Source organism: Bradyrhizobium sp. 186 (genome assembly GCF_023101685.1).
In the GTDB taxonomy this organism is placed as follows: Bacteria; Pseudomonadota; Alphaproteobacteria; order Rhizobiales; family Xanthobacteraceae; genus Bradyrhizobium.
In genome coordinates, this window is the sequence record NZ_CP082164.1 from 9,943,543 (window position 1) to 9,962,775 (window position 19,233).

General features: G+C 63.9%; 18 protein-coding genes, 1 tRNA gene and 3 pseudogenes. 9 read left to right on the plus strand and 13 right to left on the minus strand.

Annotated features, from left to right (window positions below; genetic code table 11):
- Positions 1-94: 94 nt before the first annotated feature.
- The gene (locus IVB18_RS47540; protein ID WP_247986928.1) at positions 95-1,099 is read right to left on the minus strand and encodes an ABC transporter substrate-binding protein; all 1,005 of its coding nucleotides are present in this window, start codon (positions 1,097-1,099) and stop codon (positions 95-97) included.
- A gap of 58 nt (positions 1,100-1,157) precedes the next feature.
- Positions 1,158-2,522 carry an FAD-dependent oxidoreductase gene (locus IVB18_RS47545; RefSeq protein WP_247986929.1) on the minus strand — a complete coding sequence of 455 codons (1,365 nt, stop codon included), beginning with the start codon at positions 2,520-2,522 and terminating at the stop codon, positions 1,158-1,160.
- Positions 2,523-2,635: 113 nt separating this feature from the next.
- Between IVB18_RS47545 and IVB18_RS47550 the strand changes: the two genes are divergently transcribed.
- Positions 2,636-3,520, plus strand: a complete 885-nt coding sequence (locus tag IVB18_RS47550; protein WP_247991905.1) for a LysR family transcriptional regulator — start codon at positions 2,636-2,638, stop codon at positions 3,518-3,520.
- A 168-nt stretch (positions 3,521-3,688) separates the two neighbouring features.
- Positions 3,689-3,961 (plus strand): hypothetical protein, encoded by a 273-nt coding sequence (locus tag IVB18_RS47555; protein ID WP_247986930.1) that lies wholly within the window; start codon positions 3,689-3,691, stop codon positions 3,959-3,961.
- Positions 3,962-3,984: 23 nt separating this feature from the next.
- Here the strand turns inward: IVB18_RS47555 and IVB18_RS47560 are convergent, their stop codons facing one another.
- Both IVB18_RS47560 and IVB18_RS47565 read right to left on the minus strand, forming a co-directional pair.
- The gene (locus IVB18_RS47560) at positions 3,985-4,875 is read right to left on the minus strand and encodes a TonB family protein (protein WP_247986931.1); all 891 of its coding nucleotides are present in this window, start codon (positions 4,873-4,875) and stop codon (positions 3,985-3,987) included.
- Positions 4,876-4,966: 91 nt separating this feature from the next.
- Positions 4,967-5,766: pseudogene (locus IVB18_RS47565) on the minus strand (enoyl-CoA hydratase-related protein).
- 153 nt (positions 5,767-5,919) lie between these two features.
- Here IVB18_RS47565 and IVB18_RS47570 point away from each other — a divergent pair.
- Positions 5,920-6,894 carry a ketopantoate reductase family protein gene (locus IVB18_RS47570; protein ID WP_247986932.1) on the plus strand — a complete coding sequence of 325 codons (975 nt, stop codon included), beginning with the start codon at positions 5,920-5,922 and terminating at the stop codon, positions 6,892-6,894.
- Positions 6,895-6,897: 3 nt separating this feature from the next.
- Here IVB18_RS47570 and IVB18_RS47575 read toward each other — a convergent pair whose 3' ends face one another.
- The gene (locus IVB18_RS47575; protein ID WP_247986933.1) at positions 6,898-7,575 is read right to left on the minus strand and encodes an alpha/beta family hydrolase; all 678 of its coding nucleotides are present in this window, start codon (positions 7,573-7,575) and stop codon (positions 6,898-6,900) included.
- A 125-nt stretch (positions 7,576-7,700) separates the two neighbouring features.
- Between IVB18_RS47575 and IVB18_RS47580 the strand changes: the two genes are divergently transcribed.
- Positions 7,701-8,846 (plus strand): acyl-CoA dehydrogenase family protein, encoded by a 1,146-nt coding sequence (locus IVB18_RS47580; protein WP_247986934.1) that lies wholly within the window; start codon positions 7,701-7,703, stop codon positions 8,844-8,846.
- A gap of 5 nt (positions 8,847-8,851) precedes the next feature.
- Here the strand turns inward: IVB18_RS47580 and IVB18_RS47585 are convergent, their stop codons facing one another.
- The gene (locus tag IVB18_RS47585; RefSeq protein ID WP_247986935.1) at positions 8,852-9,736 is read right to left on the minus strand and encodes a LysR family transcriptional regulator; all 885 of its coding nucleotides are present in this window, start codon (positions 9,734-9,736) and stop codon (positions 8,852-8,854) included.
- 103 nt (positions 9,737-9,839) lie between these two features.
- On the opposite strand from IVB18_RS47585, the gene IVB18_RS47590 reads away from it, so the two are divergent.
- The 4 genes from IVB18_RS47590 to IVB18_RS47605 all read left to right on the plus strand — a co-directional run bounded on the left by IVB18_RS47590 (position 9,840) and on the right by IVB18_RS47605 (position 13,126).
- A complete protein-coding gene (locus IVB18_RS47590) occupies positions 9,840-10,268 on the plus strand; it encodes a DoxX family protein (RefSeq protein ID WP_247986936.1) in 429 nt (142 codons plus the stop codon).
- 19 nt (positions 10,269-10,287) lie between these two features.
- Complete coding sequence (locus tag IVB18_RS47595) at positions 10,288-10,749, plus strand: DsrE family protein (protein WP_247986937.1); 462 nt, start codon at positions 10,288-10,290, stop codon at positions 10,747-10,749.
- Positions 10,742-11,347 carry a TlpA disulfide reductase family protein gene (locus tag IVB18_RS47600; protein WP_247986938.1) on the plus strand — a complete coding sequence of 202 codons (606 nt, stop codon included), beginning with the start codon at positions 10,742-10,744 and terminating at the stop codon, positions 11,345-11,347. The genes IVB18_RS47595 and IVB18_RS47600 overlap by 8 nt, the downstream gene beginning before the upstream one ends.
- Before the next feature lie 171 nt (positions 11,348-11,518).
- Positions 11,519-13,126 carry an ABC transporter substrate-binding protein gene (locus tag IVB18_RS47605; RefSeq protein WP_247986939.1) on the plus strand — a complete coding sequence of 536 codons (1,608 nt, stop codon included), beginning with the start codon at positions 11,519-11,521 and terminating at the stop codon, positions 13,124-13,126.
- A 253-nt stretch (positions 13,127-13,379) separates the two neighbouring features.
- Here IVB18_RS47605 and IVB18_RS47610 read toward each other — a convergent pair whose 3' ends face one another.
- The 3 genes from IVB18_RS47610 to IVB18_RS47620 form a co-directional block, all read right to left on the minus strand.
- Positions 13,380-14,519 carry an amidohydrolase/deacetylase family metallohydrolase gene (locus tag IVB18_RS47610; RefSeq protein WP_247986940.1) on the minus strand — a complete coding sequence of 380 codons (1,140 nt, stop codon included), beginning with the start codon at positions 14,517-14,519 and terminating at the stop codon, positions 13,380-13,382.
- 130 nt (positions 14,520-14,649) lie between these two features.
- Positions 14,650-14,726 (minus strand) — tRNA-Arg (locus IVB18_RS47615).
- 93 nt (positions 14,727-14,819) lie between these two features.
- Entirely contained in the window at positions 14,820-15,086 is a 267-nt protein-coding gene (locus IVB18_RS47620) for a hypothetical protein (RefSeq protein WP_247986941.1), read from the minus strand.
- 71 nt (positions 15,087-15,157) lie between these two features.
- Between IVB18_RS47620 and IVB18_RS47625 the strand changes: the two genes are divergently transcribed.
- On the plus strand, positions 15,158-15,514 hold the full coding sequence (locus tag IVB18_RS47625) for a VOC family protein (RefSeq protein WP_247986942.1): 357 nt from the start codon (positions 15,158-15,160) through the stop codon (positions 15,512-15,514).
- 2 nt (positions 15,515-15,516) lie between these two features.
- Here IVB18_RS47625 and IVB18_RS47630 read toward each other — a convergent pair.
- The 4 genes and pseudogenes from IVB18_RS47630 to IVB18_RS47645 all read right to left on the minus strand — a co-directional run bounded on the left by IVB18_RS47630 (position 15,517) and on the right by IVB18_RS47645 (position 19,161).
- Positions 15,517-15,889, minus strand: a pseudogene (locus tag IVB18_RS47630) (cupin domain-containing protein).
- A gap of 22 nt (positions 15,890-15,911) precedes the next feature.
- The gene (locus tag IVB18_RS47635; RefSeq protein ID WP_247986944.1) at positions 15,912-16,316 is read right to left on the minus strand and encodes a hypothetical protein; all 405 of its coding nucleotides are present in this window, start codon (positions 16,314-16,316) and stop codon (positions 15,912-15,914) included.
- Positions 16,317-16,983: 667 nt separating this feature from the next.
- Positions 16,984-17,622, minus strand: coding sequence for an RraA family protein (locus IVB18_RS47640; protein WP_247986945.1), 639 nt, complete (start codon positions 17,620-17,622; stop codon positions 16,984-16,986).
- Positions 17,623-17,647: 25 nt separating this feature from the next.
- Positions 17,648-19,161, minus strand: a pseudogene (locus IVB18_RS47645) (AMP-binding protein).
- Positions 19,162-19,233: the final 72 nt, after the last annotated feature.

Genomic DNA, 19,233 nt, shown 5'->3' on the forward strand with positions numbered 1-19,233 from the left:
CTCAATCCGTCATCCTGAGGTGCTCCCATTGCGATGCGGATGCATCGCAATGGGAGCCTCGAAGGGTGACGGGGATGGAGGGACAAGTGCACCATCAATCCGCCTTCACAAAATCGCTGGCGATGATCGCATTCGCATCAAAGCCCTTGTCGGCAAAGCCCTGCTCTTGAAGCCATTTGATCTGGTTGTCGACGTTCTTCACATCCAGCTTGCCGTCCGGATCGATGTAGGCGCAGTTACCAACCACCTGCTCGACCGGCAGGTTGGTGTACTTTGCGATGATCTCCAGCAGCGGTTTTGTCTTGTCGTTGATCGGAGCAACGCCGTCCTTCATCGCGGCGAGGATGACGTCGTGATATTCGCGATCGGCTTTCGCCAACGCGCCGAGCAGTTTCGTGACCAGCACCTTGTTGGTCAGCGTCTTCGGCGCGGCGAACACCGCGCCCAATTGCCAGGGCGTCTCGTCACCGACCCAGCCCAGGAATTTCGCGCCGCCCTCGTCCATCAGCTTGCGTGCGGTGGAGATGGGAAGCAACGCGGCGTCGACTGTCTCGCCCTTCAGCGCGGCGGCCGCGTTCGACAGCGATTGCAGCGGGATGATCTTCACGTCCGCGAGCTTGAAGCCATATTTGTCGGCGAGCAGCCCCAGCGAATAGTGAAAGGAGGAGCCGACCTGCGTCACCGCCACACGCTTGCCCGCGAGATCCTTCGGCGTCTTCAATCCGGCGGCGTAGGCATTGTTGCTGGCGAAATAGCCGATCAGGGGATAGCCGGCCTTCTCGCGGCTCATGCCGCCGATCACCTTCAGCACGCCCTTGCCGGCCAGATTATAGAGACCGGCGGTGAAGGCGGTGACGCCGAAATCGATGTCTCCCGAGGTGGTAGCGACCGCGATCGGTTGCGCCGCATCGAAGAATTTCAGCTCTACGTCGAGGCCGGCCTCGCGAAAATAGCCCTTGTCCTGCGCGATGAAGACCGGCGCGGAGGACGACAGCCGGAGCACGCCGATCCTGGCCTTCAGCGCGTTCTCGGCCCGCGCCGTGCCCATCGCCATGATCGCAACCAGGCCCGCAAGCGCGAGCCGCACAATCCCGATCATTCCGTCTCCTCCGTCGTCGCTATCTTGACCGTTCTCTTGGTCGTTCTTTTGCAGCCCGTCACAACCCCTCGGGCACGGGTTGGCCCCGTCCGATGAAGGCGCCCTGTTGTTTCAACGTTTCCTGCAATTTTTCAACCGGGATGTCACGCGGGATCCGGTTTCCGGAGAGCGCCAGCACTGCTGCGGAACCGGCCGCCTCCCCCATCACGAAACAGGCACCGGAGACCCGCGCCGCCGACTGGCCCTCATGGGTCATGGAGGCGCAGCGGCCGGCAACCAGGAGATTGTCGACCCCCTCAGGCACCAGCATACGATACGGCAGCTCATTATAGCCGCGCGATTCCGGGATCGGCGGGAAGGTGAAGACGACATCGCCGGGAACATGGGCCTCGATCGGCCAGCCATTGACGCCGATCGAATCCTCGAACGAGGCGCAGCCGAGCACATCCTCACCGCTGAGCTGATAGCCGCCCTTGATGCGGCGGGTCTCGCGGATGCCAAGCTGCGGCGGCAGGTCGACGATGTAGGATTTTTCAAAGCCCGGCACGGTGCGCAAGAATTCGAACGCGGCGAGCGCCTGCTTTCGGCCCTCGATCTCGCCGCGGGTGAGATCGTCGGGCTCGATGCCGTTGACGGCATGGCCGTCCTCGCGCGCGATTTGCGTGAAATTCACCCGCCATTCGATGCCGGACTTTTGCGGCCGCACGATCGCGCTTTTGCGCGGGAATTTGTGCGTGCCGGCGGCCAGCGCCTTCTCCATCAATTGCGGGATTGTCCGCCAGGCCTCGCCCGCCTTCTCGGGATCGATGCCGTTAAGACGGAGCATCATCGAGGGATACAGGGGATGGCCGTGTTCGTCGCCGACCTCGAACGGCGCGCCGGCCCAGACCGCGAGATCGCCGTCGCCGGAGCAATCGATGAAGATCTCGGCGCGGACCGCCTGCCGTCCGGCCTTGGTCTCGACCATCAGCGCATCGATGCGGCGGTCGTCGCCCATCACGACGCCGGCGCCGAGCGCATGGAAGAGGATGTGCACCTTGTGGCTTGCGAGGAGTTCGTCGGCCGCGATCTTGTAGGCCGCGGTGTCATAGGCCTGCGCGAAGACCTTGCCGAGGATCAGGTGCGGCGCATTCAGGCCGTTCAAGCGATCGATCCGCGCCAGCAGCTCGGACGCCATGCCCTGCACCAGCCGGTGGGCCTGGCCGTAGACATTGCCATGCAGGCCGCAGAAATTGGTGACGCCGGCAGCGGTGCCCATGCCGCCGAGGAAGCCGTAGCGTTCGATCAGCAGCGTCCGCCGCCCGGCACGCGCGGCAGATGCCGCCGCCACGATGCCGGCCGGACCGCCGCCGAGGACAACGACCTCATATTCGCCGTAAAGCGGCACCTGGCGCGCTGGTTCTTCGATCGTCGTGGCCCGCATGGCGCGTCCTACCCCTGAAAATCTCTTGCTTGGGCCCGACTATGAATTAACGCGGCTCAAGCTACAATCCACCGAAATAAGCGATCAGCTTGCTCGAATCGCGAAAGGTCGAGATGGACATCCTGGTGAACCTTCAAGCGTTCCTTGCCACCGCCGATGCGGCCGGATTCTCCGCGGCGGCAAGAAAGCTCAATGTCTCGACCTCGGTGGTCGCCAAGCGCGTCACGCAACTGGAGGCGCGGATCGGCACGCCGCTGTTTCATCGCTCGACGCGTCAATTGCGCCTGACGGAAGCCGGCCAGCGCTATGTGCATCGCGCCCGCAGCGTCGTAACTGATGCCACCGATCTGCTATCGCGCATGGGCGAAAAGGGCCACGACCTCGTCGATCATCTGCGCATCAAGGCGCCGACCTCGCTGACCGTGGCGCGGCTTGCGGACGCCTTCAGCGCCTTTCAGACCCAAAACCCGAGACTCAAGCTCGATATCGTGCTGATCGATCGCCCCGTCGATCCCGTCACCGAAGGTTTTGACATAGCCATCGGCGCCTTCCCGCATTCCTTTGGCGGTGTCGTCGACGAGCCGCTGTGCCCGCTGAAGCGGCTGCTGTGCGCCTCACCGGCCTATTTGAAGAAGCACGGCACGCCAAAGCATCCGCGCGACCTCGTCGATCATCGCTGCCTCAGTTTTCTGCCGACCGGCCCCGAATGGATTTTTGACGGGCCGCGCGGCCGCATCAGCATCCAGGTCAGCCCGCTGCTCTCCTCCAACGAGGGCCATGTGCTGGCGCGCAGCGCGATCGCCGGCAACGGTATCGCGCTGATCTCGCATTACCTTGTCGCGAACGCCTTGCGCGATGGCGCGCTGAAGCCGGTTCTGCGCGACTTTCCCATTCCGGAATTATGGGTCAAGGCCGCGATCCCCGAGCGGCGGCGCAACGCGGCCGCGGTGCAGGCGCTGCTCACTTTGCTGAAAACGTCGCTCGCGCCGTCGTTGTAAAGGCCCGTAGCCCGGATGGAGCGCAAGCGTAATCCGGGTTTCGTGCCACGCGGGGCAGTCGGGAGATTCGGTTGGTCCGTCCCGGATTGCGCTTCGCTCCATCCGGGCTACAAGCTGTTTTCAAAGGTTGCAGTTGCCCTTCGTCGGCGGACCTGAGAGAAGGCCGCCATGGATCCGACCTTCACAAAATTCGCCCTTTCCGCCCTGATCGTTCTCACGGTCTCAGCCGCCCCCGCCGCAGCTGTGGAGCAGAACTGCCGCTTCATCCAGGCCAAGCCCGATCGCGAGGCCTGCTACAAGCGCCAGGAGGAAGAACTCGCGGCGAAGCGCAAGCCCGCGGCGCCGGCCGGCGAGAGCAAGACGCTCCAATCGCTGCAGCAGATGCGGCAGGACGACGACGCCGTCTATCGCAGCATCAACAACATCTGCCGCGGCTGCTGAGATCGCGACCGAGCTCAACGCGCCTAACGTTCCGACTGATTTCGATAGATCAGTGAGATCACGAAGGCCTCGATCGACCTGCTGCCGGGAGGCAATGGCGGGAACGGTTGTGCCTGCCTGAGGGTATTGAGCGCCGCCTCATCCAGCATGGCCGAGCCCGAGCTGGTTTTCACGCTGCTCGCCGCGAGCAATCCCCAGCGGGTGATGCTGAATGCAAGCTCAGCCGTCCCTTCGACCCTGTCGCTGACGGCCCGCCGCGGGTAGGACTTTTCGATTTGCAGCCGCGCAACCAACATGCGGCTGTATTCATCGATGGATTTCACACCTGCGCCCTTCGCCGCGCGCACATTGTCACGCGCCAGCGCGCTGCGGCCGTCGCTAGGGTCACGCTTGAGCAACCGGTCATAGTCCGCGATCGCGAGATCGAATGCCTTTTTCCGGCTGTAAGCCCATGCGCGATCCGCATAGGCGTCCTTGGAACGAGGATCGAGCTTGATCGCCCGTGTCATGTCGGCGATCCCAGCATCAAACTGTCGCAGCAAAACGTATCTCCGCCCTCGGGACAACAGATGCGATGGCGTCGGATCGAGCCGAAGCGCCGCATCGAAATCCTTGAACGCGGCCTCATCTTCGAGACGGTACCAGTGCAGGAAACCGCGACGCATGAAGGCGTCAGCATTCCCCGGATGACTTACAATCGCTTCGTCGAAATCGGTCAACGCACGTGCGAAGTCGTCCTTGTCAAAATAGGCATCGGCGCGGCGGGCCAGCAGTCGGGATCGGCTCTCCTTGTTCTTTTCCTGATCGAGCAGTCTTGTGCAGACCTCGATGCGTATGTTGGAGGGGACCTTCTCGTCGTTGCAGACGACGCTGTCATCGGAGCTTGCATGACCGGGCCAGATTGCGACGATCAACGGCAGTGCAAGAATGAACTTCCTACGCATGACCTCTCAGCCCCCACACTCTCGATAGTGGCGGCCATCCTGCACATCGCCGGAGCAAAATCTACCCTTGGTTGCTCCAACGCCCCGCCCGCTTCTCGGCGAACGACGCCAGCCCCTCCGCTGCCTCCGCACTCTGCCGCTTCAGCGAATGCAGGTGCACGAGCCGGGCATAATCCGCATCGTCCACAGCCATCCCGCCGAACGAGCTCTCCAGCGCCAGCCGCTTGGTCTCGGCCATCGCCTCCGGGCCGTTGGCAAGCAACTGCTCGACCACCTTGGCGCCAGCGGCTTCCAGCTCGGCGAGCGGCACGACCTCGTGGACAAGGCCGATGCGGCGGGCATCTTCGGCGCCAAAACGTTCGCCGGTGAGCGCGTAGCGGCGCACCTGACGTACGCCGATGGCGTCGCAGAGCTGTGGGATGATGATCGCCGCCGTCAGCCCCCAGCGCACCTCCGTGATCGAGAACAGCGCGTTATCCGCCGCGATCACGACGTCGCAAGCCGCGATCACGCCGGTGCCGCCGCCGAAACAGCCGCCCTGCACCAGCGCGACCGTCGGGATCGGCAGCGTGTTGAGCCGCTGCACGGCCTCATAGGTCGCCCGGGACGCCGCCTCGTTCGCATCAGTCGATTGCGGCCGCACGCCGTTGATCCATTTGAGATCGGCGCCGGCCTGGAAGTGCTTGCCGTTACCGCGGAGCCGACGACGCGAAGATTGGGCTTCCTGCCCAATTCGTCCATGGCCGCGAGCACGCCCGCGATCAGCGCGCCGTCATAGGCATTGTTGACCTCCGGGCGGTTCAAGGTCACGGTTGCGACCCCGCGCGCATCGAGGGCCCACAGGACGGGTTTGGCGGTCATCGGCGATCCTCCGGTCGTTTGTTTGCCGCGCACTATGGCCGAGGCCGCGCACCCTGATCCATATCTTTCCGTCGTGGGGCGGCCGCGCCCATCGCATGGCGGGTTGTGCCATGGTGGCACCGGGCGACAGCCAAGGGACCAGGACATCACATCATGCGCATTTGCATTTTTGGCGCGGGCGCCGTCGGCAGCCACATCGCGGTCAGGCTCGCACGCGCCGGCCATGAGGTCTCGTGCGTGATGCGGGGGGCGCATCTCGAGGCGGTGCGGGCGGGCGGCCTCAAGCTGCGCGTCGGCGATTCCGAGGTCGGAACCAAGGTGAACGCCACCGGCGATCCGGCCCAGCTCGGTCCGCAGGATGTGGTGATCAGCACGCTGAAGGCTACCGCGCTTCAGGGGCTGGTCGCCAACCTCAAACCATTGCTCGGCGAGGACACCGCGATCGTGTTCGCGCAGAACGGCATTCCCTGGTGGTACGGGATCGGCCTGCCGCCGCGGCACCCGACGCCGCCCGACATCTCCTTCCTCGATCCGGGCGGGCGCCTGCGTGCATACATCCCGAAGGAGCGGATCGTCGGCGGCGTGGTCTTCTCCTCCAATGAGGTGATCGCGCCCGGCGTGGTGCAAAACCTGACGCCGGACCGCAACCGCCTGCTGATCGGCGAATGCGACGACCGCAATTGCGAGCGCATCACAAAGCTCCGCGGTGTCCTGAACGACGCACGGCTGGAATCGCCGCCGGTGGCCGAGATCCGCGAGGCAATCTGGTCAAAGCTCCTGACCAACATGTCGCTGTCGGTGCTGTGCCTGCTCACCGGCCAGACCGCGCGTGGCGTGCGCGACGACCCCGCCTTTGCCGAGGTCATCCCGCGCATGCTGAACGAGGCCAACGAGATCGCGCAGCACTTCATTCCCGAGGTCAAGCGCGTGTCACGCAGCGGCCCCGCCCCCAACCACAAGCCGTCACTGCTCCAGGATTACGAGCTCGGCCGCACCATGGAGATCGACGTCCTGGTGAAGGCGCCTGCCGCCTTCGCGCGCGCCGCCGGGCTCTCGACGCCGACGCTCGACCTGATCGCCGCACTCGCGATCCAGAAGGCGCGCGACAAGGGGCTCTATGCGATGTGAGCCTCAGCCGAGTCCGTCGATCCAGGCCGCGAGCGCGTCGAGCACCTCCTCAAGCGCCTCGTCATTGCTGCGGCCGGACTTTCGCAGTACCGCGAAGGAGTGATCGCCACCTTCGATCTCGTGCAGCTTCGCCTTCGGGCCGAGCGCCTTGACGACGGGCTTGAGGGTGCCGAGATCGGCGAGCCGGTCGCGCGTGCCTTGCAGGAACAGCATGGGGACATCGACCCGGGCGAGATGCTCGGCACGCTCGGTCGACGGCTTGTTGTCGGCATGCAGGGGAAAGCCGAGGAAGGCGAGCGCTTTTACGCCCGGCAATGGCGCCTTCGATTGCGCCTGCGACGTCATGCGCCCGCCGAACGACTTTCCACCCGCGACGAGCGTCACGCCGGGGCACAGCCGCGCCGCCTCCTCGACCGCCGCGCTGATGGTGGCGTGCGCGACCATCGGTTGATCCGGACGGCGCTGGTTCTTCTCCATGTAGGGAAAATTGAAGCGGAACGTCGCGATGCCGCGGTTCGCAAGGCCTGAAGCGATCTCCTCAAGGAACGAATGCCGCATGCCGGCGCCCGCGCCATGCGCCAGGACGTAACAGGCGCGCGCCTTGTCCGGCTGCATCAGGATCGCCGAGACCATGCCGATGCGCTCGATGTCGAGCTTGAGCTCTTTGGTTTTGATCGCCAAGATCAACCATCCCAACAGACGCTACCCCGGCCGCCTTGGTAGCGTCACCGGCGCAGCCTGAAAACACAATAATTGCCGCCGCCGGCTGGCCTACCAAGCCGGCAACCGCATCAACCGAGGTGACCATGTCCTACCGCTCCGCCTGGATGACCGAAGAGCTCGACGTTTTCCGCGACCAGTTCCGGAAGTTTTTGGCCAAGGATTTGGCGCCGCACGCCGAGAAATGGCGCGAGCAGAAGATGGTCGACCGCTCCGCCTGGCGCGCGCTCGGCGAGATGGGCGCGCTGCTGGCAAGCGTGCCGGAGGCCTATGGCGGTCTGGGTGCGACCTTCGCCTATGACGCGGCCGTGCTGGACGATCTCGAAAGCACGGTGCCGGAGATGACGACCGGCGTCTCCGTACACAGCGCCATCGTCGCCCACTACATCCTCAACTACGGCTCGGAGGAGCAGAAGAAACGCTGGCTGCCCAGGATGGCTTCGGGCGAGATGGTCGGTGCCATCGCCATGACCGAGCCCGGCACTGGCTCGGATCTCCAAGCCGTGAAGACCACCGCCAAGAAGCAGGGCAATTCCTACGTGATCAACGGCCAGAAGACTTTTATTACCAACGGCCAGGCCGCCGATCTCGTCATCGTCGTCGCCCGTACCGGCGAGGCCGGCGCCAAGGGCATTTCGCTGATCGTGGTCGAGACCGCCGGCGCGGACGGTTACAAGCGCGGGCGCAACCTCGACAAGATCGGCCTGCACGCCTCCGACACGTCTGAGCTGTTCTTCGACAACGTGCAGGTGGCCCCGGAAAACCTGCTCGGCGGCGAGGAAGGCCAGGGTTTTGCGCAGCTGATGCAGCAATTGCCGCAGGAGCGCCTCGCGCTCGCCGTCGGCGCCGTCGCCTCAATGGAACGCGCCATCAAGCTCACCACCGAATACACCAAGGAACGGAAAGCCTTCGGCAAGCCGCTGCTGGAGTTCCAGAACACTGCGTTCAAGCTCGCCGAGCGCAAGACCGAGGCGATGATCGCGCGCGTCTTCGTCGACTGGTGCATCGAGCGCCTGGTCGCAAAGGATCTCGACACCGTCACCGCCTCGATGGCGAAATACTGGTGCTCGGAGAAGCAGGTCGAGACCGCCGACGAATGCCTCCAGCTGTTCGGCGGCTACGGCTACATGCAGGAATATCCGATCTCGCGCATCTTCATCGATTCCCGCATCCAGAAGATCTATGGCGGCACCAACGAGATCATGAAGCTGCTGATCGCGCGCTCGCTGTAGCGCGGCTATCTCATCCGCTTGTCGGCGGCGATGAAGTCGATGAAGGTCCTCACCTTGGCGGAGAGGTATTTGCGGCTCGGATAGACCGCGAACAGGCGTCCCTCGAAGATGACCTGCCCGGGCATCAATTGCTCAAGGCGGCCGGCGGCGATGTCGTCGGCGACCAGCCATTTCGGCAGGAAGGCGAGGCCCATGCCTTCCAGCGCGGCCATGTGCAGCAGCGTTTCGTTGGCGCTGCGCAGCACCGGATTCAACTTGACGGTCTCGACGCCGTGCTCGCCCGTAAAGGAGAAGCTCTCGCCCGGATAAAGCGCATAGTGCAGCAAGGCATGGCCGGAGAGATCGGACAGCTTCGTCGGGCGTCCGGCGCGATCGAGATAAGCGGGCGCGCCGACCATATGGAACGCAACCTTGGTGATCGGCCGCGCAATCAGCGCCTCGTCGGGCGCGCCGGTCGCGCGCAGAGCCAGGTCAAAGCCTTCCTCGACCAGGTTGGCCAGCCGCCCGCTGAGATCAACGTCCAGCCGCACCTCGGGGTATTGGGCCTGGTAGTCCGCCAAAATCCTAGCAAACATCGTGTTCGCCATCCACACCGGCGCGGTTAGCCGCAGCGTGCCGCGTGGAACGACGGTCGCCTTGCTGACGGCGGCTTCGACTTCGTCGAGCGAATCGAGCATCTGGCGCGCCTGCTCGAAATAGAGCGTGCCGCTCTCGCTCAAGCTCACGCGCCGGCTGGTGCGGTTGAGCAGCCGCGTGCCCAGCCGCTTCTCGAGCTGCATCACATGCTTGCTCGCCATGGCGGGCGAGATGCGCAAGCGCTCCGCCGCGGCCGCAAAGCTCTTCAGCTCCGAGACCAAGCAAAACACCCTCATGCTGACCAGGGAATCCATCAGATCATCAACATCCAGGAAAGGAACCCGTCCTGTATCGCATAATGATCAAAGATGAGGAAACTATCAAATGGTGGCGAACCTCACCAATCGGAGAACCGCCATGTCCACCACCGCGATCGAAACCGCCACGCCCGGCCGCGCCCTGCGCATCGGCCTCTGGGCCGCTCAGTCCCTGATTTTCTTCGTGTTCACCTCGGCTGGGCTGGTGAAGCTGCTCACGCCGATTCCCCAGCTTGCCGCGATGATGCCGTGGGCGGGCCAGTATTCCGAGGCGTTCGTCCGCATCATCGGCCTGATCGATCTCGCCGGCGGAATCGGCATCCTCTTGCCGGCACTGACGCGGATCCTGCCGCGGCTGACGGTGCTGGCGGCGCTGGGCTGCACGGTATTGCAGGTCTTTGCACTGGTCTTCCACATCTCGCGCGGCGAGGCCGCGGTGACGCCGCTCAACTTCGTCCTGCTTGCGCTCGCGCTCTTCGTGGTGTGGGGACGCAGCCGCAAGGCGCCGATCGTTCCACGGCAATTCTGACCGGCGAGACGGCACAACCATGATCTCTGCCAACGGATGGTCCCGCAGGGGCCTGCTCGCCGGCGCGTCGATCCTCACGACGGGCGGCGCGGCCGCGGCCAAGGACGATCGCCTCGTCGACGGTGTCGCGATCCTGATCGACAGCAACGAACCCTACGTCATGGGGTACGCGATCAGCTATTCGGCCAACCTCGCAAAGCACTTTGCCGACAAAGGCGCAAAGCTGCTGATCGAGGTCGTCGCCAACGGCAAGGGCATCGACTTGTTTCGCGCGGACAAGACTCCACTCGTCGAGCCGCTCGCGACGCTGCGGCAGTCGCTGCCCAATCTCACTTACAGCATGTGCGCGTCGTCCAAGGCGATCGCGGAAGCCAAGGAGCAGGTCTTGATTCCACTGATCGCGGGCGCCAGCCTCGTTCCCTTCGGCATCGGGCGCGTCGTCGACCTGCAACTCAAGGGCTGGGCCTATATCCATGCGTGAGAAGCCTCACGCGCCCGGCACGGCGTTGTCCAGGCGATCGCTCCTGATGGCCGCGCCGGCGCTCATTGCCTCCCTGCGCGCAAGCCGTGCGCAAGGCGGCGACCCGTCCTGGCCGCCGGTGTTCGAGACCGGCCGCAACCAGTTCACGGTCGTGCGGCCTCGTGCGCCCATGGCTCCGCTCCGGATTCAGGACCTCAATGGCAGGGACATCGTTGCAACGGCGAAGCCGGGACGCATCACGCTGGTCAATTTCTGGGCGACGTGGTGCGCGGCCTGCCGGCTCGATCTGCCCGCGCTCGCAAGCCTCGCGGGATCGCGGCCCGATCGGCTCGACATTGTCGCGATTTGCACCGACACGAAGGACTTGCGGAAAATCCGTGCGTTCCTCGGCGGCCTGGCCGTGAAAAACCTTGCGTGCTATGTCGACGCGTACGGCGCGACCGCGGAATCATCGGGCGCGAATTTCAGACTTGTCGGCATGCCCGTCACCTATCTGGTCGGAACGAGCAATCACATCGAGGGCTATATCGCGGGCGCACCCGACTGGCTCTCGCCCGCCGGCGCGCGGCTGCTGCAATTCTATCGCGAGCAGGCCTAGGACGAGGCGGCCTGTCGTCACGCCGCCGGTTCCGACGGCCCTTACTCGATCGCAAACGAATACAGATTTACGAGACAACCCGTCATTGCAAGGTGCGGCACCAGACCATACGCTGCACGTGACGGGCAACCACCATCTGGTTTCGTTTGCGTCAAGTCAGGAGAAAAGCGAATGGTTCACCTCTCGCGCCGGAAACTTCTCCAGCTTGCTGCCCTTGCGCCGTCTGCCCTTCCCGCCACCTGGACGTCACTGGCATCGGCCGCGGCCGGCACCAAGACCCTCACCGCGGTGATGCATTCCGACCTGCGCATCACCGATCCCGGCTTCACGCCGGCGATCATCACCCGCGACCACGGCTACATGGTCTATGACACGCTGCTCGGGATCGACTCCGGCTTCAAGGTCAAGCCGCAGATGGCCGACTGGACCGTATCCGACGACAAGCTCACCTACACCTTCACCTTGCGCGACGGATTGAAATGGCATGACGGCGCGCCGGTGATGGCGGAGGACTGCGTTGCCTCCCTGAAGCGCTGGGGCAAGAGCGTCGACAGCATGGCGCAGAAGCTGATGGAGTTCACGGCAAGCATCGATACCGCCGATGCAAGGACGATTCTGTTCAAGCTGAAAGAGCCTTACGGCCTGGTGCTGGACACGATCGCCAAGCCGTCCTCGTTCCTGCCATTCATCATGCCGAAGCGGCTTGCGGAGACACCGCCCGACAAGCAGATTCCGGAGCAGGTCGGCTCCGGCCCCTTCAGGTTCGTGCAGGCCGAATTTCAGCCCGGCGTGAAGGCCGTCTACGAGAAGAACACCGACTACGTGCCGCGCAAGGAGCCGGCGGAATGGACCTCGGGCGGCAAGGTGGTGAAAGTCGATCGCGTCGAATGGATCACGATGCCGGACGCGCAGACCGCGATCAACGCGCTGCAATCGGGCGATATCGACTTCCTGGAAGCGCCATCCTTCGACATGTTGCCGGTGCTCGAGACCAATCCGGACATCACGGTGGCGATCCTGAACAAGTTCGGCTTCCAGTCAATCGGGCGGATGAACTTCCTGCATCCGCCGTTCGACAATCCCAAGATCCGCCGCGCCGCACTGCTCGCGATCAACCAGAAGGACGTGCTCGACGCGCAGGTCGGCAATCCCAAATATTACAAGCTGTGCGGCGCCTACTTCATCTGCGATACGCCGCTTGCCAGCGACGAAGGCGCCGAGACCCTGGTCAAGGGCAACGGCATGGCAGAGGCGAAGAAAGCGCTGGCCGAGTCCGGCTATGACGGCACGCCCGTGGTGATCCTGGCGCCGGGCGACGTCGGGCTGTTGAAGGCGCAGCCGATCGTGGTCGCGCAGCTGCTGCGCCAGGCCGGGTTCAAGGTCGATCTCCAGGCCACCGACTGGCAGACCGTGGTCAGCCGCCGCGCCAGCCAGAAGCCGCCGAAGGAAGGCGGCTGGAACATGTTCTTCACCTATACGGGGGCGACCGACCTCATGAACCCCGTGGTCAACGTCTCGATTGCCGGCAAAGGCAAGAACGGCTGGTTCGGCTGGCCGGAGGACGCCAAAATAGAGCAGTTGCGCGACACCTATGCGCGCGCCACCACCGCCGAGGAGCAGAAGAAGATCGCCCTCGACGTCCAGAAGCAGGCCTACGACCAGGTGATCTACATCCCGCTCGGCCAATTCCAGGCGCCGAGCGCATGGCGCAAATCACTGACCGGCGTGGTCGAAGGCCCGGCAACGCCGATGTTCTGGAATGTCGACAAGAACGAGTAGGCTGCGGCCTCGCCCCGCTGGCGGCGGGACAATCGCATATGGCGCCACCGAGCTTGGGGCAGGATGCCTCCACGTTGTCATGGCCGGGCTTGTCCCGGCCATCCACGTTCTGTTCGCGCGGAAACCAGGACGTGGATGCCCGGGACAAGCCCGGGCATGACGAGCTTGCGGAACGACCGCTCACTCAAGCAACACCAAACCCGAAGCGCTCCACATATGCGATTGCCTGCCGCAAGCGAGGAGAGGCGAAGCTCTATTTCGGATGCCACCAGCGGCCGCCGATGACGACACCTTCGGAGACGATCTTGCGGTCACCGACCAGGTGCTCACCGACGACGTCCTCATAATCGAATTGGCCTTGTTTGACCGAGATCAGCGTGGCATCGCCGACGCTACCCGGCTTGAGGCTGCCGAACTCGGGCCGCCGCATCGCCATCGCCGCGTTCACCGTCGATGCGGCGATGACGTCCGACAGCTCCATGCCCATGCACAGGAATTTCGACATGGTCGTCACCTGGTCGAAGGCCGGGCCGTCGATGCAGAGCAGATGGATGTCGGAGGAGATGGTGTCCGGATAGAATCCGTTCGCCAGCATCGCGCGCGCGGTCTTGAACGCGAACGAGCCCTTGCCGTGGCCGATGTCGAACAGCACGCCGCGCTCGCGCGCCTCCAGCACGACCTTCTTCACCGTGCCCTGCGCGGTCGCGGGCGTGTTCGGGAAGGGCCGGAACGCATGGGTGAGCACGTCGCCCGGGCGCAGACGTGCCAGCACCTCCTCGTAGCTCGGCGGCGGATGGTCGATATGCGCCATCAGCGGCATGCCGACCTCGTTGGCGACCTCGAGCGCGATGTCGAGCGGCACGATTCCCGACGTGCCGGAGGCGTGCAGTCCGACGCGCACCTTGATGCCGACGATGAGGTCGCGGTTAGCATCCGCCACCTTGGCCGCATCGATCGGATTCATCAGCCGCAATTCCTCGCTCTCGCCGACCATCACCTTGTGCGAGAAGCCGAAGATGCCGGCATGTGAGACGTGCAGATAGGCGAGGATGCGAACCTGGCTCGGCTCGATCACATGCTTGCGGAAGCCGGCGAAATTGCCGGGACCGGCGCTGCCGGTGTCGACCGCGGTGGTCACGCCGGAGGTGCGGCAAAACTCCTCGGCATCGATGCCGAGCGAAGTGCCGCCCCAATAGACGTGGGTGTGGAGATCGATCAATCCCGGGGTCACGATGTAGCGCGAGACGTCGCGCACGTCAGTGCCCGGATCTGCCTTGAGCCCGCTGCCCACCGCGGCGACCTTGCCGCCCGCAAAGGCGACATCGGTCACGGCATCGAGCTTCTGGGACGGGTCGACCACACGGCCGCCGCGCAGGATCAAGTCGAAAGGCATTGTCGTCTCCGGATGGGGTAGTGAGGCGCGGTCGGCAGGTCAGCCGGGCCAGCAAGGAAGGAAGCCGTTCGCTTCTAGCAATTTTTGCGCCGACGAGCGTGGCAAACAGCGACGATTGCCCATGAAAAAATGGCGATCCCGGGAAGACTCGAACTTCCGACCTACGGTTTAGGAAACCGTCGCTCTATCCGGCTGAGCTACGGGACCGCGGAACCCGCGAAATGGCGTGCGGGCACGTGGCGTCTCCTTAGCAGAGCAGGTCCGGGATCGCCAGTGTCGCGATGGTTCGAAGGGGCGGCCTCAATCGTGCTCCTCAAGCTGAGCCGTCGCGCCGTGGACCGGGCAATTCGCGTCGGGAGCCGCCAGCATGCCGGCGGGCTCCTGCTCGTCCGTGTGGGAGTCATGGGAAATCACCGGGCAGGTGCAACCCAACTCGATCGCTTCCGCCGTCCCCGGTTTCGGCGATGCGCCGTCCGGCATTGCTGGTAATCGCATCGGGACCTCGGCCTGTTGGACGTCCGCCTTTTTTCTATCCAGCACCGCTCCCAAAAATGAAACGTCGACCATCGCCAATCGTTTCACTTGCGCTCTATCATCGCCCGGCACAATCCACGATCAAACCACGGGGGACTGCCATCATGATCGACGGGATCAGCGCCATCACGCTCGGCACCCATGACATGGCTCGCGCCGTCCGGTTCTACCGCTCGCTCGAATTCGAAATCCTGCATGGCGGCGAAGCCGCCTCATTTACGAGCTTTCGCGCCGGATCGGGCTATCTCAACCTGATTGCGCAGCCGGAGGACAAGCACTGGTCCTGGTGGGGCCGCATCATCTTCTACGTCACCGACGTCGATGCGCTCTATGAGCGCGCGCTCGCTGCGGGATGGCGCCCCTCGACCGTGCCGCGCGATGCCGAATGGGGCGAGCGCTACTTCCATCTCACCGACCTCGACGGCCATGAGCTCAGCTTCGCGCGGCTGTTGCAGCGTTAGCGCTACGTCGTCCCGAAGCCCGATCCCGGCTTCTTGTATTCCGGTCGCGGTGGACTAAAAATGTCCAACACGCGGGCGCCGTCTGGGCCGGCGCGCATGGTGTGCGGCACGTTACCGGGCGTGCGCCAGAAATCGCTCTTCTTTACCGCGATCTCCTCGTCGCCCTGGACCGCGGATCGCGGAGCCGTCGAGTAGCACGCCCCATTGCTCCTCGGGATGATGATGCAGCGTGCCTTGCGCGTGCGGCGCCAGCGTCACCACCGACAGCATCGCCTGCTCGCCGGAGAAGATGCGCGTAGTCACCCCCGCCGCGAGCTCGCGAAACAGCCCGTCGCTGGTATCGTCGATGTTGTGGAATTCGTCCTTCTGGCTCACGCTGTCCTCCCCCTTCTACATTCTATTTTGCTGTAGACAGACGCACGGCAGCCAAGAGCCGATCTTTGAACTCACCCTTCAAAGTAACGTACAAGCTGGACCATTTCCGACTCTTGAACTCGCAGCCGCCGCCTCGTGGGCAATATTCTTTATCTCGATAGTCTCCATTAAGGACGCCTAACAGGATCATTCGATGACCCAACAGACGAAACAGGGCGCTACCCGATGCTCCAACTGTGAACTCGCAGTTCGTTTCAAATATCGACCAGTCCCTTACGTCGCGTACCTGGCATTCCTGTATCGTCTTGTTGAACGGGCCGTACTTGTCCTTCTTTCCTGTGGCTTCGATATCATAACCAACAACCGCCATCACACGCTCCAGCTCGAACAAAATTTCGGTCTGCTCATTGATCGGGTAAGGCGTCACTTCTGCTGGAATCTCCAGCTTTGCGACTGCCCAATCGCCGACAACCGCTCTCGGTGCACTATCAACGCATGGGCCCAGCTATAGGGTCGCCGACAAAGGAACGGTCCGCCTCTCCGCTCCCAGGTAGTACTCGAATGTACACTTGTCAGGCGACGTTAGAGGCTTGCAAACGTCTCGAAACGCGTGAGCCACCGTCGTGATCACGTCGCGCGCTCCGGTTACTTGAGCGCTACTAGATCCACCAGGGCATCGTAAGACTCCACTTGCCGCAAAGCGGTTTTCGACCTCACCTGGGGGGAGACCGTTTGATTTTGCGTACGCCTCTTCAGTCATTCGCGGGTCTCTATCCGCCAAGGCGACAGCGACTTTCGGCGGCATGGGATGATTGTTGATGGCCTCATGACCATTGAAAATGAGCGTTGACCCGCGGCCGGAACCAAGACGCGGCATCTCCAACGAACCAACCTCGTTATTTCCAGAGGCCAACAGAAGGAGAACGCCAGGCAAGATAAATGCGCAATTCCTCATCACTTGAAATAACCTCAGCAATGAATATGAGAGAGCTTTGGCAGAAAACAAAGATTGTGAAATCGCTTTCGAAAGTAGCAACGGCCAACTTAGTCTTGCAATACACTCGGCCATTGCTTTGACTTAAGTCTCACGCTGATCAGGATTTGCCGTACGAGCCCTGATAGCGGCCCTCGCGGATCGTCTTCAGCGTCTCCTCCTCACGCGCGACCTGGGTGCGCACCGCCTCCAGCAGCGCCGCCGCGTTCGCGGCCGCAAACGACACCACGCCGTCCTCGTCGCCCACCACGATGTCACCGGGCGAGATCACCGAGCCGCCGATCGAGACCGGGACATTGATCTCGCCGGGACCGCTCTTGTAGGGCCCGCGGTGGATCACCGCGCGGGCGAAGCAGGGAAAGTCGTCCGCGGCGAAGGCCGCGACATCGCGGATCGCGCCATCGATCACATAGCCCTCCGCTTTGCGCCACTGCGCGATGTTCTTCATGATCTCACCGACCAGCGCTCGGGTCTCATCGCCGCCGCCATCGACCACGATGACGTCGCCGGGACCGACCAGCTCGAGGGCGCGGTGGATGGCGAGATTGTCGCCGGGACGGGTGCGCACCGTGAAGGCCGTCCCCACCAGCTTGCCGCCGCGATGATAGGGTTTCAGCCCCACCGCGCCCGGCAGCCGGCCGAGATTGTCTGATATCACCGAAGTCGGCGCGTTCCGAAAACCCTCGATGATGGCGGCCGGCGGTTTCGGCACGCTGGTCGCAGCAATGGTGATGCTCATCAGTCCAGTCCTTCCGTGATTTTTCTCAGTCGGCCTGCGCTCGCGCCTTGGACGGCATGATACGGAACGACCGCCCCTCCTTCATCCACGCCGCGCGCTCGTCGCGCAACAGCGTGCGGCGGACTTTTCCGGAATCATCGCGCGGCGGGGTGCTGACGATCTCAAAGCTCTCCGGATGCTTGTAGCGGCTGAGCCTGTCCTTCAGGAAATCGGCCATGCCGTCGGCGATCGCCTGGCCGTCCGCACCGGGATCGGGCTCGATGATGGCGTGCACGCGCTGGCCGAATTCCGGATCGGGCAATCCCACCACCACGCAGGAGCGTACGCCGGGACAGGCGGAGCGGCCTCGACCTCGGCCGGATAGATGTTGGCGCCGCCGCGCAAAACCATGTCGGCGAGGCGGTCGCCGAGATAGAGATAGCCTTCGGCATCGAGCCTGCCGATATCGCCGAGCGATTCCCAGCCATCCGAGCGGCGCTTCGGTTCGGCGCCGAGATAGTGATAGGTCGCGTCGGTGCCGTCGTTGTTGAGGAAATAGATCTCGCCGGTCTCGCCCGGCGCGACGTCATTGCCGTCCTCGCCGACGATGCGCAGCCGCGCCGTCTCGCCGATCTTGCCGACCGAGCCCTTGTGCGTCAGCCACTCCGTGCCCGAGATGACGCAGGAGCCTTGCCGCTCGGTGCCGCCGTAGAGCTCCCAGATCCGCTCCGGCCCAAGCCAGGCGATCCAGTTCTCCTTGAGCCAGGGCGGCATCGGAGCTGCCATGTGGAACACGGTCTGCAAGCTCGACAGGTCGTAGGCATTGCGCACCTGATCCGGCAGCGCCCATATCCGGTGCATCATGGTCGGAACGAAATTGACCCATTGCACGCGTTCGCGCTCGATCAGGCGCAGCGTCTCCTCGGCGTCGAACTTGACGAGGCCGGTGAGCTTGCCGCCGGCGAACAGCGCGTAGTGCGACAGGATGAACGGCGCGTTGTGGTAGAGCGGACCCGGATTGAGCAGCGAGGCCCCGACGGGGATGTTGAGCAGCGGCGCGGCCACGGTATCGGTCACGGCGGGCTGGTGATCGAGGATCACCTTTGGCCGGCCGGTTGAGCCGCCGCTGGTCATGGCCTTCCAATAGCGCGCCACCGGCGGCGTGAGCGGTTCGTCGGAAAATCCTTGCGGCACGAAATCCGCGGGCAGACGGTTCGGCGCATTCCAGTCGGCCTCGCCGCCGACCTCCAGCGCGGGCTTCAGGATATCGAGCACGGCGGCGGCTTCGCCGCGTGGCAGCCGCCACGACAGCGAGGTCGGCGTCGCCCCGCATTTCCACACCGCAAAGCTGGTCTCGAAGAACGCGTTGCCGTTGGGCAATCCGATTGCGACGAAATCGCCGGGCTTCACGCCCTTGGCGGCAAATGCCCGCGCGCGCCGGTTCGCACCCCGCTCGAGCTCATCCCATGTCAGCGTGTCCTGCCCGTGGCGAACGGCGATCGTGCCTTGCGGCTTGCGTTGAGCGTACCAGCGCGGCACGTCGGACAGGGGCAGCAGCATCGGGCGTTTCCAATTCGTGTTCTTGGCATCGCCTCACGATGAGGCGCTTGCAGGACGAAGTGTAACAGCCGG